Below are 20,263 nucleotides of genomic sequence, written 5' to 3'. Positions count from 1 at the left end.
TACGTCTAAACGGATAAAATAGTAAATCAAATGGCAAATACAGAATCAGCTTCTAGAACGCTAAAAGGCGGTGAGTTCATCATCAAGGAAACCAACGCCGCCGATATTTTCATCCCAGAGGATTTCTCTGAGGAGCAGCGCATGATGGCCGAGATGGCCCAGCAGTTCGTGAAAACGGAGGTGCACCCGTTGGTGGAGCGCCTGGACAACCATGAGGAAGGCCTCATGGAGAGCCTCATGCAGAAAGCCGGTGATTTAGGCTTGTTCGGCGTGGCCATTCCGGAGGAGTACGGCGGGCTGAACATGGATTTCAACTCGTCTTTGTTGGTAACGGAGTCAGTAGGTTCCGGGCACTCGTTCCCGGTGGCCTTTGCGGCGCACACCGGTATCGGGACGTTGCCTATTTTGTACTTCGGAACCGAGGAGCAGAAAGCCAAGTACATTCCCAAGCTGGCATCTGGTGAGTGGGCGTCTTCTTACTGCTTAACCGAGCCGGGTTCCGGGTCAGATGCGTTGGCCGCCAAGACCAAAGCCGTGCTGGACGTGGAGGGCGAGAACTACCTTCTCAACGGCCAGAAAATGTGGATCACCAACGCCGGCTTCGCCGATGTGTTCATTGTGTTCGCGCAGGTAGACGGCGACAAGTTCACCGGCTTCATTGTGGAGAAAGGCTACGAAGGCCTGAGCCTGGGCAACGAAGAGCATAAAATGGGAATCAGAGGTTCTTCTACCCGCCAAGTGTTCTTCACCGACTGCAAAGTGCCGAAGGAAAACGTGTTAGGCCAGGTGGGCAAAGGCCACCTGATTGCGTTCAACATCCTCAACATCGGGCGTATTAAATTGGCCGCCGCTTGTTTAGGCGCCTGTAAAATGGTCGCTGATTTGTCGGTCAAATATGCCAACGAGCGCATCCAGTTCAAGATTCCGATCTCTAAGTTCGGGGCCATCCGCCACAAACTGGCCGAGCAGGCTATCCGCATTTTCGCGGTAGAATCTGCCCTGTACCGGGCCGGGCACGACATCCACAACAAAGAGCAGGAACTGCTGGCCGCCGGCAAAAGCTACAACGAAGCCGTGTTGGAAGCTGCCCGCGAATTCGCCGTAGAGGCCGCCATCCTGAAAGTGGACGGTTCTGAGGTGCTGGATTACGTGGTAGACGAGGGCGTGCAGATTTACGGGGGCTACGGCTATTCCGCAGATTACCCCATGGACCGCGCGTACCGCGATGCCCGCATCAACCGCATCTTTGAGGGTACCAACGAGATCAACCGCATGCTCATTGTAGACATGATCTTGAAGAAAGCCATGAAAGGCGAACTGGATTTGATGGGCCCCGCCGCCGCTGTGCAACAAGAGTTGATGGAGATCCCAGACTTCGGCGATGAAGACACCACGCTGTTCGCCTACGAGAAGAAAGCCGTGCAGAAGTTCAAGAAGGCCGTGTTGCTGACCGCCGGTACCGCCGTGCAGAAGTTCATGATGACCCTGGACAAAGAGCAGGAAGTCTTGATGTACATCGCCGATATGGCCATCCAGACCTACATTGCCGAGTCTACCTTGCTGCGCGTGGAGAAACTGGTAAGCCGCAACGGCGAAGAAGCCCATGCCGTGCAACTGGACATGGCCCGCGTGGTGATCAATGACGCCGCAGACCGCATCAACAAAGCCGGGAAAGAAGCCATCGCTGCCATGAGTGAGCCCGGTGATGAGCAGAAACTACTGCTGATCGGGTTGAAACGCTTCACCAAACTGGAGCCGTTCAACACCAAAGAAGCCCGTCGCCGGGTTGCTGCCCAAATGATTAAAGCGAACGAGTACGTGTACTAATGTGCGTTTTAGGCCTGAATTGGCCAAAACAGGCCCAAAACGGAAAGCCCCACCAATTGGTGGGGCTTTCCGTTTATGAGTGAATTATGAAAAAGAGGCGATATTAGGTTCTGTAGGGGCAATCCCTTGTGGTTGCCCCTACATGATATTCCGTTTTGGGGCCGTTTTTCTATAAATAGCCCCGAAACAACCTAATCTTTAAAAGTGATTCGGCTTAACCGTAGTCCGGCCGAGGCTTTGTTGGGCCGGTTCACGGCGGTGATGGTGCGTTCATCCAGCCAGGTGGTGAAGTCTTTGACAAAAGCGACTTGTTTGTCATTGGCGACGTTCAAGCCTACGGCCTTGGGTGGTTCTGCCGCGCCGGTCAGCAGGTGGATGGAGCGGGTGTAGAGGTCGGTTTTGCCTTTGATGGTTTCCAGGGTGAGCAGTTGCAGGCGGTTGCCCGTGAGGTGCGCGCGGTAGGAGATGCCGGCAAAGCCTTCGGTGGCAGGCGCTACCTGGTCTTTGAGAATGACCGAATTCCAGGTGGGGTGCAGGTACTCATCATAGGCAAACAGCAGGAGTTCCTTGGCGTGGTAGTCGCTGTTCTCGCCGCCTTCAGTGTACTTTTTCTCGGCCATTACCAAGGTCTGGCCTTCAGAACTGATGAGGATGTCTGAGAGATAGATGTCTTCCAGGCGTTGGGCACCGGTGGCTTTGGTGAGCTTTTCTGTAAACTGGGGCGTAAACCGGAATTCATCGGCGAAGCGCATGTTGCCGGCGGCGTAGTCAAACCGAACCATTTTCAGGCTGTGGTATTCGCCCTTCTTTTCCTCGGCTACCAACACGGCGGCGTACAGGCTGCTGTCTTGGTGCAGCTGGAAATGCGTGTCCATGACGTACACCTTTTCGCCGCCAAACACGCCGCCCAGCATTACTTCCATGACTTTGATCTCGTTGTCGCGGTTGTTGTAGCGGCGCACGCTCAGGCGCATGGAGTTGTTGGTGAGAATGCTCACGAATTGATTTCCGTGGTTGTCTATCTGCACCTGGGCACTTACCTGGCTGCCTACTCCGGCCAGATCATAGGTTCGGTCTTTGATCTTGGTGAGGGAAGCGTCATACACGGCGGCTTGCAATGAGCGCAGTTCATCATTGCGGGTAATGGCGTGGTAGGCTACCAACTTAGAACCGTCTGCCGAGGTAGCCACGGCTAAACGACGGCTCTTGCTGGGGGCGTCCAGGAGCTTGGTTTGCTTTAGTTCTTTGCCGGTGGCCACGTCAAACAACCGGCCGTAAAGGGCCTGGCTGCCTTGGTCGGCCATGACGCGGTGGGTAATCAGCAATACCGTTTGTTTGTTGTGGGAGAAAGCTTCTACCGTTTCCTGGCCTATCAATGACACCGGGGTGGCCCAGGTCTCCTTCAGATCTTCGCCGTAGCGGATGAGGGCATACGTCTTGTCTGCTTTCCGGCTGAGGGTCACAAAGTCTGTGGAACTCACCGCGAAGGCTTTTTGGGGAATGCGTTGGCTGTACTGGTCTCCGGTGGCCTCAGGGGCGTAGGTGAAAGCCGATGATTTAATTTTTTGAGCCTGCGCCTGGCTTATTCCGGCCCAGACTACCAGAAGAAAGAGAGATGTGAGCAGAGCGCTGTAACGCATAAATGTAATATTTAGGTTTTAGGCAAATATACCCCTTAACGCACGGTATTGCATTAATTATATACTAGCGCAAACAGCGTATTTTTAAGAAATTGTGAAATGTGTAATGGAATAATGTAATTGTGAATATAATCCTTACCTTTGCAACCGCTTGTAAAAGAGCAAGACAGACAGACATAAAACTTATTATTTACTATTAAAATATAAGAATGCGTGCTGCTTTCATCTGGGGGGAATTTTTTTGCTGGAAAATTAACCCAACGTTAGTAAGTGCGTACACTCTTAGGCTTATTAAAATAATGATAAGCTATTCTGAGACTAGTGCAGTAACCAGTTTACAAATAAGTAACAATAACCTATTGGTTTGGTAATTATTGTTTCTGGTGAACCCACGTATTTTGCTTTAGAGTATTGAAACACATTTAATCTAGTACGCTTATGAAATTTACTTTTAAGATGTTAGTCTTGGTGGGAATGATTCTGGTAGGGAAGTTTTTAAAAGAAGAGGCTACCAGTGATGTCGTGACCAACGCCAAGGTGCCCACAGAAGATAGCTATTCACTGAACAAGCCGCAGGATTTCCCGGCAACCCAGCAGACTAAGAATCTAGTAGTACCAACTGTTAAAAAAGAAATTACGGAAGAAACATTTACTTACTCTTTCAACTAATCGTTTTCAATAGCATTCCTGCTAAAAGACCCAGACTCAGGCCTAGCTGATCCGGCTCCAGTTAACGGCGTTGGCACTCAGCGACCGGATGTGCCGCAACAAATTGGCATGTTCCGGAAGGCTTAAGTCCGGGTCTTTTTCTATGATGCCCAGGGCTGCGTGGCGGCTCTCCTTCAGGATTTTGGCGTCTTTGGCTAAATCGGCTATCAAAAGATCCAGCACGCCGCTCTGTTGGGTTCCCATCAAATCTCCCGGCCCGCGCAACTTCAAATCAATGTCGGCAATCTCAAAACCGTTGTTGGTGCGCACCATGGTTTCTATGCGCGTTTTGCCTTCTTTGCTGATTTTGTAGCCCGTCATCAAGATACAGTAGCTTTGGTCGGCCCCCCGGCCTACGCGCCCGCGTAACTGGTGCAGCTGCGCCAGCCCGAACCGCTCGGCATTCTCAATCACCATCACGCTGGCGTTGGGCACGTTCACGCCCACCTCAATCACAGTAGTGGCTACCATGATGTGGGTTTCGTGCTTCACGAACCGCTGCATCTCAAAGTCTTTGTCTTTGGGTTTCATCTTGCCGTGCACCATGCTCACGCGGTACTCGGGGAAGGCGCGGGTCACGCTCTCGTAGCCGTCCATGAGGTCTTTGTAATCCAGCCCCTCAGACTCTTCAATGAGCGGGTACACAATGTAGATCTGCCGGCCCAGCTTTATCTGCTCTTTGATAAACCCGAACACCCGCAGGCGGTTGCTGTCATAGCGGTGCACGGTGATAATCTCCTTGCGGCCCGCCGGAAGTTCATCAATCACCGACACTTCCAGATCACCGTACAGGGTCATGGCCAGCGTGCGGGGTATTGGCGTGGCCGTCATGACCAGCACGTGCGGAATGACACGTGGGTTCTTCTGCCAGAGCTTAGAGCGCTGAGCCACGCCAAAACGGTGCTGTTCGTCCACTATGCAGAGGCCCAGGTTCTGGAACTGCACTTCATCCTCTAAAAGCGCATGAGTACCCACAATCATTTTCATTTCGCCGGAGCGAAGTTGTTCATGCAAGACCCGGCGGTCGGCTTTTTTGGTGGAGCCGGTGAGTTTGCCCAGCAAAATGCCCAGTTTGTCGGCGTAGAGTTTCAGGCCCTGGTAGTGTTGGTCGGCCAGGATTTCGGTGGGGGCCATGAGGCAGGCTTGGGCACCGTTGTCAGTAGCCAGAAGCATGGTCACGAAGGCCACAATGGTTTTCCCGCTGCCCACATCGCCCTGCAAGAGACGGTTCATCTGACGGCCGCTGGTCACATCCTGGTAAATCTCGCGCACCACCCGTTTCTGGGCGTTGGTTAAGTCAAAAGGCAGGTGGTTTTTATAGAACTCGGTGAGCGTGGGTGTTTTGCTGAAGACCTGACCGGCCAGTTCGGCTTTGCGTTTGGTGCGGGTGCGCAGCAGCTTGAGCTGGGTGTAAAACAACTCCTCAAATTTCAGGCGGAACCGCGCGGCCTGTAAGGTGTCCCAGTTGCTGGGGAAGTGCACCTGCAGCATGGCCTCGCGCTTGGAAAGCATGCGGTAGTGGTCTACCAGTTCGGGCGTAAGGGTCTCTGACAGGTGAGTGGGCGCTTGCTTGAGCAAATCAAACATCATCTTGCTGATGGCCTTGCTGTCTACCCGGTGGTTCTTCAGTTTCTCGGTGGTGTGGTACACCGGTTGCAGAAAACTTTGGCCCTGCTTTACCTCAGTGGCTTCCTCCAGTTCGGGGTGCGGCATGTTAAAACGCCCGTTGAACAGACTGGGCTTCCCGAAGACGATGTACTCCTGATTGACCTTCAGTTGGACGTTCAGCCACTTTACGCCTTTAAACCAAACCAACTCCAACTCACCGGACGCATCTCTGATAATGGCCGATAAGCGTTGTTTCCGGCCTTCGCCCAGCAGGTTTTTTTCCAGAATACGCCCTTTGATCTGCACGTAGGGCATGTCTTCGGTGAGGTCTGAGATGGCGTGGAACTGCGTGCGGTCCATGTACCGGAATGGGTAGTGCTGGATCAGATCACCATAGGTGAAAATGCCCAGCTCGGTCTGCAGCAAGGTAGCCCGCTGCGGCCCAACGCCTTTGAGAAACTCTATTTTGGTATGGAAGAAGCCGGAAGACACCTATGGCAGAAACAGCCCTGTTTTAAGCCTGTTTTCCGGAAAAGAGCCCGAAAACGCCAGCAAAGCTGATTTGTAAAGTTAGGGAAAAGATGGGAGGGAGACCAATGGGAAGAGGAGGTAGATAGCCAAAACTTATGCCCTCTTTTGCTCCCTGCTGTTACGTGCGCCTGCTGGTGGTTCCCGGCGAGTCTGGAGATTCGCTTCATCCTTAGTCACGAGGCTAAAGTCTCGCGCCAGTACTTTCTACCCGCCTGTTTCCGCGATGCCGCCCGCTCCAAAGACCTCCTAGTGCGCGCGCAGCTCCTTACGAGTGTCTACGCCTGCCGTTTTGGGCCTGTTTTCCTGAAAACAGCCCAGAAACACAAACGCTATTTCACTTGCTCCGTCCAGTGCAGGGTATTTAGCAGGTGCACGGCGTCTTTCTTCAGGTATTCAATGACCGGGGCCAGAGAGTCATTAGACGTGGAGGTTCTGAAGTAAAGGGCACCCCGGAAGAAATGCTTGCTGCTGTCAGTGAGGTAGAACTGGAACTGGCTGGGTACTTCGCCTTCTAGTTCAAACACGCTGGCCGTAATGCCGGTGGGCGTTTTGATCTGGCTTTCCTCAATGGCGTAGGCCTTGATTTGGTGGCGGGAGGTAAGCTTACGGGCATCTTCTACCAAGTCATTGAACATCTTGGGGTCTTGGTTGAAGTTCTTGTACGTGAGCTGAATGTTGGCCTTGAAACGCGGGTAATAGATATCAATCCAGTGCGGCTCGGCAATGAGGGAAGAGTCTTTCAGGATTTTGGCGTACACAGAATGCTCAAACACGTAGGGATGCCACTCCTGCAACGTTACGTACTTAGGCTCAGGCAGGTCAATGCGGTTAAAGCCCTTTGGTTTGGGCGTGTACTCTTCGGCGCAGCCGGCTAAAAACAAAAGGCTACCCAAGAGGGCGGCAAGACAGAAGGGATTATTCTTTTTCATTATGAGGGTGGGGTACCGCTTCGTGTACCCGTACTTTCTTTACTCTTTTACTGTCGGCGGCTTCAATCCGGAAAACGTATGGCCCCAATTGGGTTTCATCGCCGGTATGTGGTATGCGGGAGAAAAGGCGCAGCATCAAGCCGGCCACAGACTCTACATCGCCTTTAATGTCTTTCAGGAGCTCAGCGGGAGCGTCTACTACTTTGCAGAAGTCGTGCAGCGAGGTGCGCCCCTCAAACAGGAACGTGTGTTCGTCCAATTGCGTGTAGTAATGGTCTTCTTCCTCGTCCAGCTCGTCGTGGATCTCGCCCACAATTTCCTCAATCACATCTTCTAACGTAATGAGGCCCGTGGTTTCGCCGTATTCATTCACCACGATGGCCATGTGCACGCGGCGTTCCTGGAACTCGCGCAGCAACTCGTCTATTTTCTTGGTTTCGGGCACAAAGTACGGCGTTCTGATGAGGTTTTGCCACACGAAGTTTGCCGGGGCGTTGAGGTAAGGCAATAAGTCTTTCACGTACAGAATGCCGTCCAGCTTGTCCAGCCCGTGGGTATAGACCGGAATGCGCGAATAACCGCACTGGTGAATTTGCTTGAGAAGCGCCGGAAAAGGCAACCGGCGGTGCAGGGCAATCACATCTACCCTAGACCGCATGATCTGTTTGACCGTGATAGCACTGAAATTCACGATGGCTTTGAGTAACCCCTTTTCCTCTGGCGAGGCGGGTTCTGTGGGAGTCTGGTCTAAAGAATGCGACAGCTCTTCTGAGGGCGAGGGCGTTCCGAACGCGGTTCTGGTCTGCCCCACTAAGCCCCGTAAAGGCAAAAGCAAGGAAACAAACGGTGATCCCAGGGTTTGGATAACTTCCAGAACAGAAACCAGCACCGGGCTGGAAGCTGCTTCCTGCCTGCGTCTGCCCCAGCGGGAAAAATACCCCCGAAGCACCAGCAGGACAGTTGCCGCCGCCGCCAGGGCGCCTATGGTAAGCCCCCACGGGTTTAGGGGGTAAAAAGCGAAAAGGAGGGTTAAAAGCCAGTAGCCACACAGGCCTGCCAATAAGTGAAGCGTAGATGCCAGAAAGACACCCGCCAGAACAACTTTCTCCGGCTCCTGATACAGCGCTGCTGTTGGGAAAACCGTTTTTGAACCAGAGGTGGTATTGCTAAGAAACTGCTGATAAGCCGCCAACGCGGCCGTAATGGCTATGTTGCCGCCTAAGAGCAGCACAAAGAGGGCAAAAGGAAAAACCCACTCCAGTTGGCTGGAAGCCGGAAGGGATAAAAGTAAGAGAGAGCCCCAACTGGAGGGCTCTCCTAATGGAGGTATACTTTCCAAAAGTCAAATTTTGGTTCAACAATAGTTTAGAAAGGCAGATCGTCCGGCTCCTCGTCATAGGCCGCTGACTTAGCGTTTCCGCCTCTGTTTTGGCCGCCGGTGCTGCCACCAGTAGTATTTACGCTAGCCGAAGACGCCTCGTTGCTGTAGCTTCCGCCGCCCTGCGCTGCGCTGCCTTCGGGCCTGCTGCCCAGCATGGTCATGTTATCAGCTACGATCTCTGTGCTATAGCGTTGCACCCCGTCTTTGTCCTGGTAGCTGTTGGTTCTGATTCTGCCTTCAATGTACACAGACTGGCCTTTCTTCACGTATTTCTCCGCTATCTCTGCCAGCCCGCGCCAGACCACAATGTTATGCCACTCAGTGCGCTCCTGGCGTTCGCCGTTCTTGTCTTTGAACGTTTCAGAAGTAGCCAACGGGAAGCGGGCCACGGCCACACCGCCTTCTAAGTGGCGCACTTCCGGATCTTTGCCAAGGTTGCCGATTAAGATAACTTTATTAATGCTTGCCATAGAGTAGAATCTGGTGGGTTGAAGTTGATTTAGCTTATAAAAATACTAAAAGAAATGCTCATTCAAAAATGAATGGATCAAAATTGGTTTAGGAAGGGCCTCTATTTCTTCAATAGAATATAGCTGGATGCCAATACTTTCCTCTGTTTCCTCCCTTAAACGGAAACGAAGCGGAATGAGATAGAATTGGGCCGCGATTTTTTGGTGGCTTAAGATATGTTTGTACACCTTGCCCGTGCTCCTGAAAGGCGTAGGCGGAATAGCTAAAGTTTCGGTGGCCTGGGCCTGGAATAGGTTGGGGTCTGGGTGCAGGGTGTCGGTTTCCAGGGAGAAAAAATCATAGAGGCCTTGCCAGATGTCGTTTCCGGGCCGTTTTTTCAAATAGAGCTTGTTTTCGTACTGCAAGACCAGGTAATGGAAGAAGCGCTGGCGGCTGCTTTTGGCTTTCTCTTTTACCGGCAACACATTGACTAACCCATGCTGAAAGGCGAAGCACTCCTGCTGCAAAGGGCAGAACAGGCAGTCTGGTGCCACGGGCGTGCACTGGATAGCCCCGAACTCCATTATGGCCTGGTTGTAGGTGTCTGGATTATCTGCCGGAATCTGGGCGTTGGCAATTTCCTCAAAGATTTTCTTGCTGGCGGGGGCGGCAATGTTCTCGTGGCGGCCAAACACGCGGGCCAGCACGCGGTACACGTTTCCGTCCAGCACGGCCACCGGCTCCTGGTACGCAAAAGAGGCAATGGCGGCGGCCGTGTAAGAACCCACGCCCTTCAATTGGAGCAAGCCCTGGTAACTTCCAGGAAACTCGCCGCCAAACTCAGAAACCACCTGTTTGGCCGTGTAATGCAGGTTTCTGGCCCGTGAATAGTAGCCCAGGCCTTGCCAGAGACGCAATACTTCATCTTCGGGGGCGTTTGCTAGATCAAGGACGGTAGGGAACCTTTCTATGAACTTTAGATAGTACGGCAGCCCCTGCCGCACGCGGGTCTGCTGCAGAATAATCTCGGAAAGCCAGATGGCGTACGGGTCTGTGGTCTCGCGCCAGGGCAGCGGACGGCGGTGCCGGGGATACCAGGCAAGAAGGGCATTACTGAAGAATGTGGGGGTAGAAGTGGCCATGAAAAGGCTTTAACATATTGGTATGCTGGTGGTAGGCAGCGCAAAGGCCAACAGATTTTTAAACAAATAGTTTTATTTTGTGAAAAGCCCGGCTACCTTTGTGCCCCGATTTCAGGGTGCTGTAGAAGTGCGGCATAAGGTTTGTACAAACATATTCATCTTTACTCAATTACCTTTAAAAGATTAAACCAGTGACTAAAGCAGAAGTTATATCAGAAATTGCGGATAAGACAGGGATTGAAAAATCTGATGTTGCGGCCACAGTAGAAGCGTTCTTCAAAGTGGTGAAGGACTCCATGGCCGATGGTAATAACATTTACGTGCGTGGCTTTGGAAGCTTTGTGAATAAGAAGCGCGCGAAGAAGGTAGCCCGCAATATCTCTAAAAACACGTCCATCATCATTGACGAGCACTTTATCCCTTCCTTTAAGCCGTCTAAGACCTTTGTCTCTAAGATCAAAAACAGCAAAAAAATCAAAGAAACGGTAGTTTCTTAGTTTTTTGTACCTTTGCAGCCCTAACTGTTTGTGTCATAATAATTTTTGGATAACGAAACTATGTCAAAAGGTCGGATAGCCCTTATTCTTTCTGCCGTGGTGCTGGCTGTTTTGATGGCGTTGTTGCCGAAAGTCATTATCAACAAAGATAAGAAAGGCGAGTTCGCTGCTAACGGAGCCGCCGCCGCAGATCAGTCTACCCATGACCCTAACCATGAGGGGCATGAAGACCACGCCGATGAAGCAGCAGCTCCTACCGCGGCGCATGTGGTAGCTACCCCTGCCCAAGTGAAGGAGATTGCGGAGTTACGCGCCAAGTTCAACCAGGCCAACAGCCCGCAGGACAAAGGCAAACTGGCAGATGAACTGGCGCAGAAGTACGTGGCCATTGCCAAGCATGACAGCGCCGGTTATTTCTACGAGCAGGTAGCGCAGGTAAGACCAGGCGAGAAAAGCTTCCAGAAGGCGGCCGACCAGTATTTTGAGGCATTCACCTTTGCCGCTACGCAGGAACGCTCGCAGGAGCTGAGTGCCAAAGTGCAGGGGTTGTATGAGCAGGTGCTGAAAAACAACCCCACCAATCTGGATGCCAAGAACAACCTGGCCATGACCTACATCTCCAGCAGCACACCCATGCGGGGCATTACCCTGCTGCGGGAAGTGATCTCGGCAGATCCTAAAAACGAGAAAGCCTTGTTTAACCTGGGCGTTCTGTCTATCCAGTCTAACCAGTATGAAAAGGCGGTGGAGCGTTTCCAGGAGTTGTTGGTGGTGAACCCTAACCACGTAGAGGGCACCTTTTACATGGGCGTTGCGTTAGCCGAGACAGGGAAGAAGGCCGAGGCCCAGAAATCTTTCCAGAAGGTAAAGCAGATCAGCAAAAACCCTGAGGTGCAGGCCTCAGTAGACAGTTACCTGCAGCGCCTGAACAGCGCTCAATAAAACGAGTTAAAATATTTTTCACACATAAAACATCAACACTATGCCTTGCGGTAAAAAAAGAAAAAGACATAAGATCTCTACGCACAAAAGAAAGAAGCGTCTTCGTAAGAATAGACATAAGAAAAAATAAGGCCCGGCCTTTGATTCTGAAAGCCCACATTGCCTTTTAGGTGATGCTGGGCTTTGGTATATTCTTCCACCTAAGCATCTAATACATTGAGTAACGAATTAATTATTAATTCTACTCAAGATGGAGAACGAATAGCCCTTCTTCAGGACAAGCGATTAGTAGAGTATCACTTCGACCGGAATGATACCAACTACTCTGTAGGAGATATTTTCCTGGGAACCGTGAAAAAGGTGATGCCCGGTCTGAACGCTGCGTTCATAGACATTGGGTACACCAAAGACGCCTTCCTGCACTACCATGATTTGGGAGAGAACATCAAGACTCTCAACAAATACGTGAAAATGGTGCAGACCCAGAAGAACACGCCTGCCAAGCTTACCTCTGTGAAGTTTGAGCCCGAAATAGACAAACTGGGCAAGATGGCCGACGTCCTGAAAAAAGGACAGCAAATCTTGGTTCAGATTGTAAAAGAGCCAATATCTACCAAGGGGCCCCGGCTCTCTTGTGAGATTTCCCTGGCCGGCCGGTACCTGGTGCTTGTGCCCTTCTCTAACACGGTAAGCGTGTCTAAGAAGATTGTGAGCAAAGAGGAGCGTACGCGTCTAAAACGCCTGATAACTTCCATTAAACCGGATAATTTTGGCGTGATCATCCGTACCGTGGCCGAAGGCCGCGAGGTGGCGGAGTTAGACAAAGACCTCCGTACCATGGTCGCCACCTGGGAAGAAGGCATTGCTAAGTTGCGCACCGCCAAGGAACGCGACAAAGTAATTGGGGAGCTAGGACGCTCCTCCTCCATGTTGAGAGACATATTGAATGAGAGTTTTGACAGCATTGTGGTAGACGACGCTAAGTTGCACGATGAAATCAGAACCTACATTGAAACCATAGCCCCAGATAAGCTTAGTATTCTAAAGCATTACACGGGCAAGGTGAAGACCTTTGAACACTATAACATTGAAAAGCAGCTGAAATCCCTGTTCGGGAAGACAGTGAGCATTCCCGGCGGGGGGTACCTGGTGATTGAACACACAGAGGCCCTGCACGTGGTAGATGTGAACAGCGGAAACAAATCCAACTCCGAGACGGATCAGGAAGCCACCGCGCTGAATGTGAATCTTACTGCGGCAAAAGAGGTAGCGCGTCAGATGCGCCTCCGGGACCTGGGCGGAATCATTGTAGTGGATTTCATTGACATGAAATCAGCCGATAACCGGCAGAAAGTGCAGGATGTGGTGAAGGAGGAAATGAAGAAAGACCGGTCTAAGTACACGGTGTTGCCCATCTCCAAGTTCGGCCTCATGCAGATTACCCGCCAGCGCGTACGGCCTGAGCAGAACATTGTAACCGGCGAGGTATGCCCTACCTGTGGAGGCAGCGGCAAAATATCTGCCAGTATTCTGGTAACCGATGAGATAGATCAGACCATTGAAGATCTGCTCACGCGCCAGAATCAGAAAAACATTACGCTGTTCGTGCATCCGTTCTTGCATGCGTATTACACCAAGGGAATCCTGTCCAAACAAACGAGATGGTTCCTGAAGCACTTTAAGCGGGTGAACGTGATGAAAGATACGGCGCTCGCCCTCACAGACTTCAAGGTGATGGATGAACACGGCGACGAGATTGAGCTGAAATCGGCTTACACAGAAGTAAATGGGTTACAAGACCGCGCCGTAGAAACAGAATAACGCTTCTACTGCCTGCGATATAAAAGAAAAGCCCCCGTTGTGAAACGGGGGCTTTTTCATGCCGGTGCATTCTGTTTCAAGCCTCTTTTCTCAAAAAGAAGCCTGAAACGAATCTAAACTTCGGCCATTTCCGTGCCATTGTTGGTGTTCTCACCAACAATCCTTTATCGGTTCCTTACGCAAAACTGCCCTCAAACTGAACTGATTAGAGGTTGTTGGTGATCACACACAGCCGTCTGGCTAAGGGCACAAACCTCGTTACAGGGTAACGAGGCTACAGGGTATTCCGTAGCGACGTTACCCAGTAACGTCGTACACATTCCTTCTTAGCCTGACGGCTATGGTGACAACACCAACAACGGCAAACAAATTGTTAGTGATAACATCAACATCGGGGAACGCTAACAACGTCGAGAAGACTTTCCAGTACCTTTCGTTTTTAGCCTTTTTTCCCTAAAAGAAGGCTAAAACAGCCTTAGAACTTAATCCCGAAGTCAAGGGCGAAGGAGCTGTTCTTGAGTTCTACCTTTTTGTCACTGAAAAGGTCTGAGTAGTAATTGTTGTCAATGTCGGTAAGGCCGCGGTGGTAAGAGATGCCCCCAAAAAGCTTGGTGCTTTGGCCTAGCTGCCATTCTGCCCCCGCAGCTAACAAAGCCGCAATCTCAAAGGTGTTAAAACGTTTGGTGTAGCGGTCACCAGAGTTATTGTCCACTTTCCGGTCGTTGACCTTGGCGGCCAGCATGGTGTTCAAAGAGCCGCCCGCCTGGAAATAAAGCCGGGTGCCGCTGGAAATTTCATTGGTGAAAAGCTTGAGTGTAAGCGGAATCTCCAGGTACTGCAGGTTGATGTCATCGCTTGCTCTCAAAAAAGTGCCGGCTACTGGTGAGTAGTCGTATGATACTTCGCCGCCCTTCGTGCTGTAAAGTAAACCCGAACCGAAGGCGTAGTTCGCGCCAAAAAAGTAGTCGGCAATAATGCCCATGCCAAACGCCGCGCTGGCCCCGTCGTTCTTGAAATTGTATTGGTCTCTGGCAATGGTGCGGGTAGAGGTCACCGAGGGTGATACTTTCACCCCAATCTCTACTTGGGCAGATGCTTCCTGCGAGCAGAAGAAAAGAGCGGCCAGAATGAAAACCAGGGGAGTAAAGCGAATCATCTTCATAGGGTAAGAGGGTATTAAGAATTAGTACGTTAAATTTGCTTAAAGATAAAGGATAGAAAAAGGATGCGAGGCTATTTATTGCTGCTGTTTACTGTATTGTTGAGTGTGGGTTGTTCCAAGAAGGAAACGTGCGAAATCCCCGAAGAGATATCCCGCCTGCCGGTTGACCTGAAAATAGACCGGTTGGAGCAACGCTTCTTTCAGATAAAAACTGTGCCAGAGATGCAGGCTTTTCTACAGCAGGAGCCGCTCCTGAGAGATAAATTCCTGCTGCGCGACCGCTACCCCTCAGAGGAACTCATGGCCCAAAACCTGCTCCGCCTAGCCACTGATACCAGCATCCACAAGCTGGCAAGGCAAAGCGAGGAGCGGTTTGGAAACCTGCAGGACATAGAGCAGGGCCTGGAGAATGGCTTTAAGCACGTGAAGCATTTCTATCCGTCTTTCAATCTACCCAAAGTGCAGACGTTCATCTCGGGCCTCAGCCGTGATCTGCTGGTGAGCGACAGCCTGCTTGTGTTAGGGTTGGATTTCTTCATAGGCAAAGAAGCCGCCTATCGGCCGCAGGCCCCTGAGTATATTCTCAAGCGCTACGAAAAAGAGAACCTGGTGCCGTCTGTGATGCTGCTGGTCTCCAACAAATTCAACAAAACAGATTTTGTGAACAAAGAGATGCTGGATGAGATGATAGACTACGGCAAGTCGTATTACTTCACCCAGAAAGTGCTGCCCTGCACCCCAGACTCACTCATTATCTGGTACTCTGGCCAGGAGCTGGCCGATGTGAAATACAATGAGGGTAAGATATGGGCCCACTTCATTGAGAAAGGGCTGCTCTATGAAACCAGCCAGTTCACCATCCGGAAATACGTGGGCGAGCGCCCCAACGTACCCGAGATCAGCGAACGCTGCCCGGGCCGGGTAGCCACGTGGGTAGGTTGGCAGATTGTGCGCGCCTACATGGAGAACAACCCCCAAGTCACGCTACAGCAACTGATGGAGGAAAAAGACGCCCGCAAAATTCTGGATGGCTCTAAATACAAGCCTCAGAAAAAGTAAAGGCCAGCGTTTTTGGGTTGTTTTAGCAAGAATAGCCCTTAAACGCTGAGTAGTTCTTAGCTTGACTCTGAGGAATGTGGGCAATTAAGTACAAAGATCAGATAACCACACGTTTTTTCTTTGTCATCCTGGAAGGATCTTGGTAGCGAACGGTAATGGCGGTTCAGAAGAGTATTTCTAGTTTGCCCGCAAGATCCTTCCAGGATGGCAAAATACATCGTTTAAACTGTCTGCTTACGTAGTAGCATCCCGCTTGTTTAGATTCCTGAACGGTTTTTCTCTCGGGCAGAGGCCGAAGGAGCCGTACATGCGTCTGCGAGGGGAGCGAAGAAATTCAGCAACCCAAATGTCCGAACCGTGGTTCCTTACAGCATGTAACTTGCTTTTTGTTTTGCGCCTGTTTTCAAAAAAACGGCTCTGAAACGTACTTCTTCCTCCTACCACCATGCACATTGCGCTGTTCCACCAGTACCACCATAACCCAGACTGCCCGGCCACGTGCCGACATTACACGTTTATGGCAGAATTGGTGAAACGGCACCGCATTACGTTGATCACCTCAAATGCCTGGGAAAGTAAACGCCTTACCAACCTGTATGACTGGGTGCCGCCGGGAGTAGAATTGGTGTCTATTGATGCGCCTTACTCTAATAAGATGGGAGTGGTGCAACGCCTGCAGGCCTTCGGCTCCTTCGCGGCCCATGCGCTGGTAAAAGGACTTAAGATGCCCAAACCAGATGTGATTTGGGGCGTTTCTACACCTTTGACTACCGCGTGGGCGGCGGCTCAGGTGGCTAGGTTCAGGAAAGTACCCTGGGTGTTCGAGGTGCAGGATCTCTGGCCGGCTTTCCCTATTCAGATGGGGGCGGTGCCTTCTGTATTGGTGCAACGGCAGTTATACAAGATGGAAGCTTCTTTGTACCGGAATGCGGCGCACCTTATTCCGCTTTCCTCAGGAATGGAGCAGTATATTGTGGGGCAAGGTATTTCTCCTCAAAAGATTACGACGCTGGTAAACGGCACCGATATTCCACCGCGACCCATCTCTCTGACAGAACAGACTGCCTTACGGGAAAAACTGAATCTGCAAGGAAAACAGGTGGTGCTGTACGCGGGTACGTACGGCCGGGCCAATGATATTCCTATGCTGGTGCACGCGGCGCAACTGCTGCAAGATCATCCCAATATCTGCTTTGTGTTCACCGGGCAGGGTTTTGAGGCTCCTTTGCTGGAAGAAGCCGCAAAACAGCAGCGCAACATTGTATTGTTGCCCCCGCTTCCCCGGCATGAGGTTTTCGCCCTTTTCTCCATTGCGGCTGTTTCTTTGGTGTCTTTTATTGATCTGCCCGTACTGGAAGTCAACTCCCCCGGCAAATTATTTGACAGCCTGGCGGTAGGCACCCCCGTAGTGGTCACTAATCCCGGCTGGACGAAGAAACTGGTAGAGAATCATAGCTGTGGTTGGTACGTGCCCGCCGGTGACGCAGAAGCGCTGGCAACGTCTTTGGTGCAGCGTCTTGCGCATACGCAAGAGATGGCGGTGATGCGGGAGAACGCTACCCAAGTGGCGCGGGAGCGGTTTGACCGCTTGCAGATGGTACCTGTTCTGGAACAGGTTTTTGAGGAGGTGGTGGGAGGGGGGAACTGATCTTAGAGCTTGTTTAAATTTGAGGTTTGCCAGCGAAAATGATCAGAGAAAGGTTCTGCAGAAGCGTTTTTGGAGCAGCGCTACGGTGCGAGAAAAGGCGAATGCAGGTTCTTTTTATGGTCGTTTGCAGCGCAAAGATGAAATTTAAACATGCTCTAAAGAGGAATTTCTCCTTGGTAGATTCCTTTGAGACTTCAGTAAGGGAAGATCCTTTTCAGCTAGTGCGCCTTTTCCACGAGGTAGAGTATCAATAATGTTGATTTTACCTCGTGACCTTATTGTTCCCATGTTTCATCAATTAGCAAATAGTATAAACAAATAGTAGAAACAACGTGTGAGACCGTCGGGCGAGGCTGGCGTTTATGCCTTGGGTGTGTAGTGTTTCTTACGCCAATGCTTCAATTCTGCTATCCTGATTAAAATACCATATATCTACTTCATTTAGTTTAGCGAATTCAACGATGTAGGCTAATGCCGATTCCTTCATTCTTTCGATTGGATCTGGGGCTACATCTATGATGAACATTCCTACTCCTATTCTTTTATGGTATAATCGTTGGGTTTCTTGTCTCTGGGCTATTAACTTCTGAATGTCGGTTTGAATTTCCAGTTGCCTCAATCGGCTTTTGTGCCTCTCAGATGCTTTTACCTCAAGAGAATAAATTGTTTCCTTTAGGGTATTCTCGAAGTTTCTTCTTCTCCAGTCGTGGTTGATTCTCTCAGAGAAAAAAGTAATGTCTGGGATGATTTCAAGTCCGCTGCTCTGGTAATTTTCATTCTTCAATAGAATCCGTTGATGAAAGAAGTCGTTCTGAACTTCTGTTATCGTTGTTTTCACGTTCATGCCAAGCTGGTTGAAAGATATCTGTCCTGTTTGTCTAAGGTGATAATAAATCATTGCTTGGTAATGAAGTTCAGAGGCTAATATCAGTCGGCATTCTTTGATGATTGCATCGTAGCATTGTGATATTGCTTGCCTTGCTTCTTCTGGAGATTGCATCATCTTTTTAATTAACATTACCCCAGCGGCTAGTATATGCAAAGGTCAAAGTGTCGCAAGGGTTTTGTATATACTAGCCAACGGGGTAAGCTTATTTAAGTACTTCTTCAAATTCTTTCAGCGTTAGAATAGATGCTGTTTGGAATTTACTTAATTCAAGTAAATCATTGTCGCCAGTTACCAAGTAGCCTGCCTTTGATTTGTCAATTAAGTCCAGCAGGAAAGTGTCTTTTGCATCTCTGCTTAAGTGGTGCTTAGGCTTTATTTGGTAAACTTTGCCAATTGTTCCTATTAACAATAATAGCTCTTCAACAGGCTCTTGGTTGAAGTACTTCTTCCGTTTTGGCCTTTGTGTTACTAATCTTATTTAGGTAATCAACTGTTCTGTAAGAACTATCTGGATTTTGCCATTAGATATGAATTCTTTAATTGAAGCTAACCTCTGGCCGATAAGAAAGCTAATCCAGATATTGGTGTCAAATATTACTTTAATCCTTCTTGAATTTGGCATAAAGTTCCTGTCTTACCAACTCTACTTCTTGGTCAATACTATCTAAAGACAGTTCTTCTGTCCGAAAAGAAGTTAGTAGCTTAGAAAGCTTGGTGTCAATAGCTTCTTTTTCCAGTTCTTTTGACAACTTGATTTTCTGGCTCTTTGGTAGCTTTCGCACTAAATCAAGAATTTGATCAAAGCTTAATGATATATTATATGATTCTGTTTTCATCTGTTTCTGACATTTAACCCAATTTACAAAAATTTTCGCTTCCAGATTTTCCGTTCTTTAGCTTGCCAATAACCCCCTGTATAAACGGGACAGACATCTACGGTATCTGTCGAAATCAACAGACAACCGTAACTGAACTACCTAATATACTATATAGTAACTAAATAATAGCCAGTAGGCGAATTTAGCCCGTTTTCATCAAAACAGCCTTTAAACAGACCATCACCCCAGTTTATTCTGCGGATCATCTGGCTTATTAGGCCAGTTCTTCTGGTAGTAGGCGCAGAAATGGGTGAGCGGACAGCGTTCGCATTGCGGGGTGCGGGCTTGGCAAATGTAGCGGCCGTGCAGAATGAGCCAGTGGTGGGCTTTGGGCACCAAGTCTACCGGGATATGCTTCAATAATTCTTTTTCTACTTCCAGCGGCGTTTTCGCTTTGCTGCTCACCAGCCCCAGCCGTTTAGAAACCCGGAACACGTGCGTGTCTACGGCCATGGCGGGCATGTTGAAAATAACCGAGGCAATGACGTTGGCGGTTTTGCGGCCCACGCCGGGCAGCAGTTGCAGTTCTTCAATGGAAGACGGCACCTCTCCGCCGAACCGTTCGGTCAGCATTTTGCCCAGACCCGCCAGGTGCTTGGCTTTGTTGTTGGGGTACGAGATGCTTTTGATGTACGGGAAAATATCTTCGGGGCTAGCCGTAGCCAAAACCTCTGCCGTAGGAAAAGCCTCAAACAAGGGCGGCGTGACCAAGTTCACCCGTTTGTCGGTGCATTGGGCGCTCAGGACTACGGCTACCAGCAGTTCATACGGGTTGCGGTAATCCAGTTCGGTTTCGGCCTCGGGGAAGTTCTGGGTAAAATAGGAGATTAAGTGGCGGTACCGCTCTGGTTTGCGCATGGGAAGCTAACATCTTTTATAGACCCAAATTTACGGTTTTAGCCTTAGTATGGCTAACCCTTGAAAGCAGGAACTTTGGCTTCATGAGCCTGAAGATGTGGGTAAAGAACCAGCCTCAATGTAAAAACAGGGCAGTGGTGTAGCCTGTAGACTAAAGCAAAGCCAAGACGCAATACCTTGCGCCTTGGCTTTATGGAACGCTCGTGTACGCCAGCGCAAAGTATTGCGTCTCTACAAAAGGCCTTTTTCTAATCATCATGCCTTCTACACCACTACCAAAACAGAAAGCGCTG

18 protein-coding genes are annotated in these 20,263 nt (G+C 50.3%); 7 read left to right on the top strand and 11 right to left on the bottom strand.

Features of this window, described 5'->3' with window-relative positions; genetic code table 11:
* Nucleotides 1-30: 30 nt before the first annotated feature.
* Nucleotides 31-1,827, top strand: coding sequence for an acyl-CoA dehydrogenase family protein (locus tag HHO50_RS17465; RefSeq protein WP_181307885.1), 1,797 nt, complete (start codon nt 31-33; stop codon nt 1,825-1,827).
* Between the two features lie 191 nt (nt 1,828-2,018).
* Here the strand turns inward: HHO50_RS17465 and HHO50_RS17460 are convergent, their stop codons facing one another.
* Nucleotides 2,019-3,467, bottom strand: a complete 1,449-nt coding sequence (locus HHO50_RS17460; RefSeq protein ID WP_181307883.1) for a hypothetical protein — start codon at nt 3,465-3,467, stop codon at nt 2,019-2,021.
* A 438-nt stretch (nt 3,468-3,905) separates the two neighbouring features.
* On the opposite strand from HHO50_RS17460, the gene HHO50_RS17455 reads away from it, so the two are divergent.
* The gene (locus HHO50_RS17455; RefSeq protein WP_181307881.1) at nt 3,906-4,136 is read left to right on the top strand and encodes a hypothetical protein; all 231 of its coding nucleotides are present in this window, start codon (nt 3,906-3,908) and stop codon (nt 4,134-4,136) included.
* 42 nt (nt 4,137-4,178) lie between these two features.
* On the opposite strand, the gene recG is transcribed toward HHO50_RS17455, so the two are convergent.
* From recG to mutY, 5 genes are all read right to left on the bottom strand, one after another.
* Nucleotides 4,179-6,275, bottom strand: coding sequence for an ATP-dependent DNA helicase RecG (recG, locus tag HHO50_RS17450; protein ID WP_181307879.1), 2,097 nt, complete (start codon nt 6,273-6,275; stop codon nt 4,179-4,181).
* A 368-nt stretch (nt 6,276-6,643) separates the two neighbouring features.
* The gene (gene gldD / locus HHO50_RS17445; protein WP_181307877.1) at nt 6,644-7,243 is read right to left on the bottom strand and encodes a gliding motility lipoprotein GldD; all 600 of its coding nucleotides are present in this window, start codon (nt 7,241-7,243) and stop codon (nt 6,644-6,646) included.
* The gene (locus HHO50_RS17440; protein ID WP_181307875.1) at nt 7,230-8,582 is read right to left on the bottom strand and encodes a transporter associated domain-containing protein; all 1,353 of its coding nucleotides are present in this window, start codon (nt 8,580-8,582) and stop codon (nt 7,230-7,232) included. The genes gldD and HHO50_RS17440 overlap by 14 nt, the downstream gene beginning before the upstream one ends.
* A 26-nt stretch (nt 8,583-8,608) precedes the next feature.
* Entirely contained in the window at nt 8,609-9,094 is a 486-nt protein-coding gene (locus HHO50_RS17435) for a single-stranded DNA-binding protein (RefSeq protein ID WP_181307868.1), read from the bottom strand.
* 45 nt (nt 9,095-9,139) lie between these two features.
* Nucleotides 9,140-10,216: an A/G-specific adenine glycosylase gene (gene mutY / locus HHO50_RS17430; RefSeq protein ID WP_181307866.1), complete on the bottom strand. Its 1,077-nt coding sequence runs from the start codon at nt 10,214-10,216 to the stop codon at nt 9,140-9,142.
* Between the two features lie 191 nt (nt 10,217-10,407).
* Between mutY and HHO50_RS17425 the strand changes: the two genes are divergently transcribed.
* The 3 genes from HHO50_RS17425 (at nt 10,408) to HHO50_RS17415 (ending at nt 13,476) form a co-directional block, all read left to right on the top strand.
* Nucleotides 10,408-10,713, top strand: a complete 306-nt coding sequence (locus tag HHO50_RS17425; protein WP_062543741.1) for an HU family DNA-binding protein — start codon at nt 10,408-10,410, stop codon at nt 10,711-10,713.
* A 60-nt stretch (nt 10,714-10,773) separates the two neighbouring features.
* Nucleotides 10,774-11,655 (top strand): M48 family metallopeptidase, encoded by an 882-nt coding sequence (locus HHO50_RS17420; protein ID WP_255478797.1) that lies wholly within the window; start codon nt 10,774-10,776, stop codon nt 11,653-11,655.
* A gap of 216 nt (nt 11,656-11,871) precedes the next feature.
* Nucleotides 11,872-13,476 (top strand): Rne/Rng family ribonuclease, encoded by a 1,605-nt coding sequence (locus HHO50_RS17415; protein ID WP_181307864.1) that lies wholly within the window; start codon nt 11,872-11,874, stop codon nt 13,474-13,476.
* Nucleotides 13,477-13,951: 475 nt separating this feature from the next.
* On the opposite strand, the gene HHO50_RS17410 is transcribed toward HHO50_RS17415, so the two are convergent.
* Entirely contained in the window at nt 13,952-14,638 is a 687-nt protein-coding gene (locus HHO50_RS17410) for a porin family protein (RefSeq protein ID WP_181307863.1), read from the bottom strand.
* A 63-nt stretch (nt 14,639-14,701) separates the two neighbouring features.
* On the opposite strand from HHO50_RS17410, the gene HHO50_RS17405 reads away from it, so the two are divergent.
* Both HHO50_RS17405 and HHO50_RS17400 read left to right on the top strand, forming a co-directional pair.
* Nucleotides 14,702-15,697, top strand: a complete 996-nt coding sequence (locus HHO50_RS17405) for a gliding motility lipoprotein GldB (protein WP_255478796.1) — start codon at nt 14,702-14,704, stop codon at nt 15,695-15,697.
* A gap of 445 nt (nt 15,698-16,142) precedes the next feature.
* Nucleotides 16,143-17,345 carry a glycosyltransferase family 4 protein gene (locus HHO50_RS17400; RefSeq protein WP_181307861.1) on the top strand — a complete coding sequence of 401 codons (1,203 nt, stop codon included), beginning with the start codon at nt 16,143-16,145 and terminating at the stop codon, nt 17,343-17,345.
* Nucleotides 17,346-17,730: 385 nt separating this feature from the next.
* Here HHO50_RS17400 and HHO50_RS17395 read toward each other — a convergent pair whose 3' ends face one another.
* The 4 genes from HHO50_RS17395 to nth all read right to left on the bottom strand — a co-directional run bounded on the left by HHO50_RS17395 (nt 17,731) and on the right by nth (nt 19,970).
* On the bottom strand, nt 17,731-18,348 hold the full coding sequence (locus tag HHO50_RS17395) for a hypothetical protein (RefSeq protein ID WP_181307859.1): 618 nt from the start codon (nt 18,346-18,348) through the stop codon (nt 17,731-17,733).
* 88 nt (nt 18,349-18,436) lie between these two features.
* Nucleotides 18,437-18,712: a putative toxin-antitoxin system toxin component, PIN family gene (locus tag HHO50_RS17390; protein WP_181307921.1), complete on the bottom strand. Its 276-nt coding sequence runs from the start codon at nt 18,710-18,712 to the stop codon at nt 18,437-18,439.
* Between the two features lie 121 nt (nt 18,713-18,833).
* The gene (vap15, locus tag HHO50_RS17385; protein ID WP_181307857.1) at nt 18,834-19,070 is read right to left on the bottom strand and encodes a type II toxin-antitoxin system VapB15 family antitoxin; all 237 of its coding nucleotides are present in this window, start codon (nt 19,068-19,070) and stop codon (nt 18,834-18,836) included.
* 222 nt (nt 19,071-19,292) lie between these two features.
* On the bottom strand, nt 19,293-19,970 hold the full coding sequence (nth, locus tag HHO50_RS17380) for an endonuclease III (protein WP_181307855.1): 678 nt from the start codon (nt 19,968-19,970) through the stop codon (nt 19,293-19,295).
* Between the last annotated feature and the right edge of the window lie 293 nt (nt 19,971-20,263).

This window comes from Rufibacter sp. XAAS-G3-1 (assembly GCF_013623775.1).
In the GTDB taxonomy this organism is placed as follows: domain Bacteria; phylum Bacteroidota; class Bacteroidia; order Cytophagales; family Hymenobacteraceae; genus Nibribacter.
The sequence above is the reverse complement of the archived record's forward strand: the minus strand, read 5'-3'. Positions and strand labels throughout refer to the sequence as shown.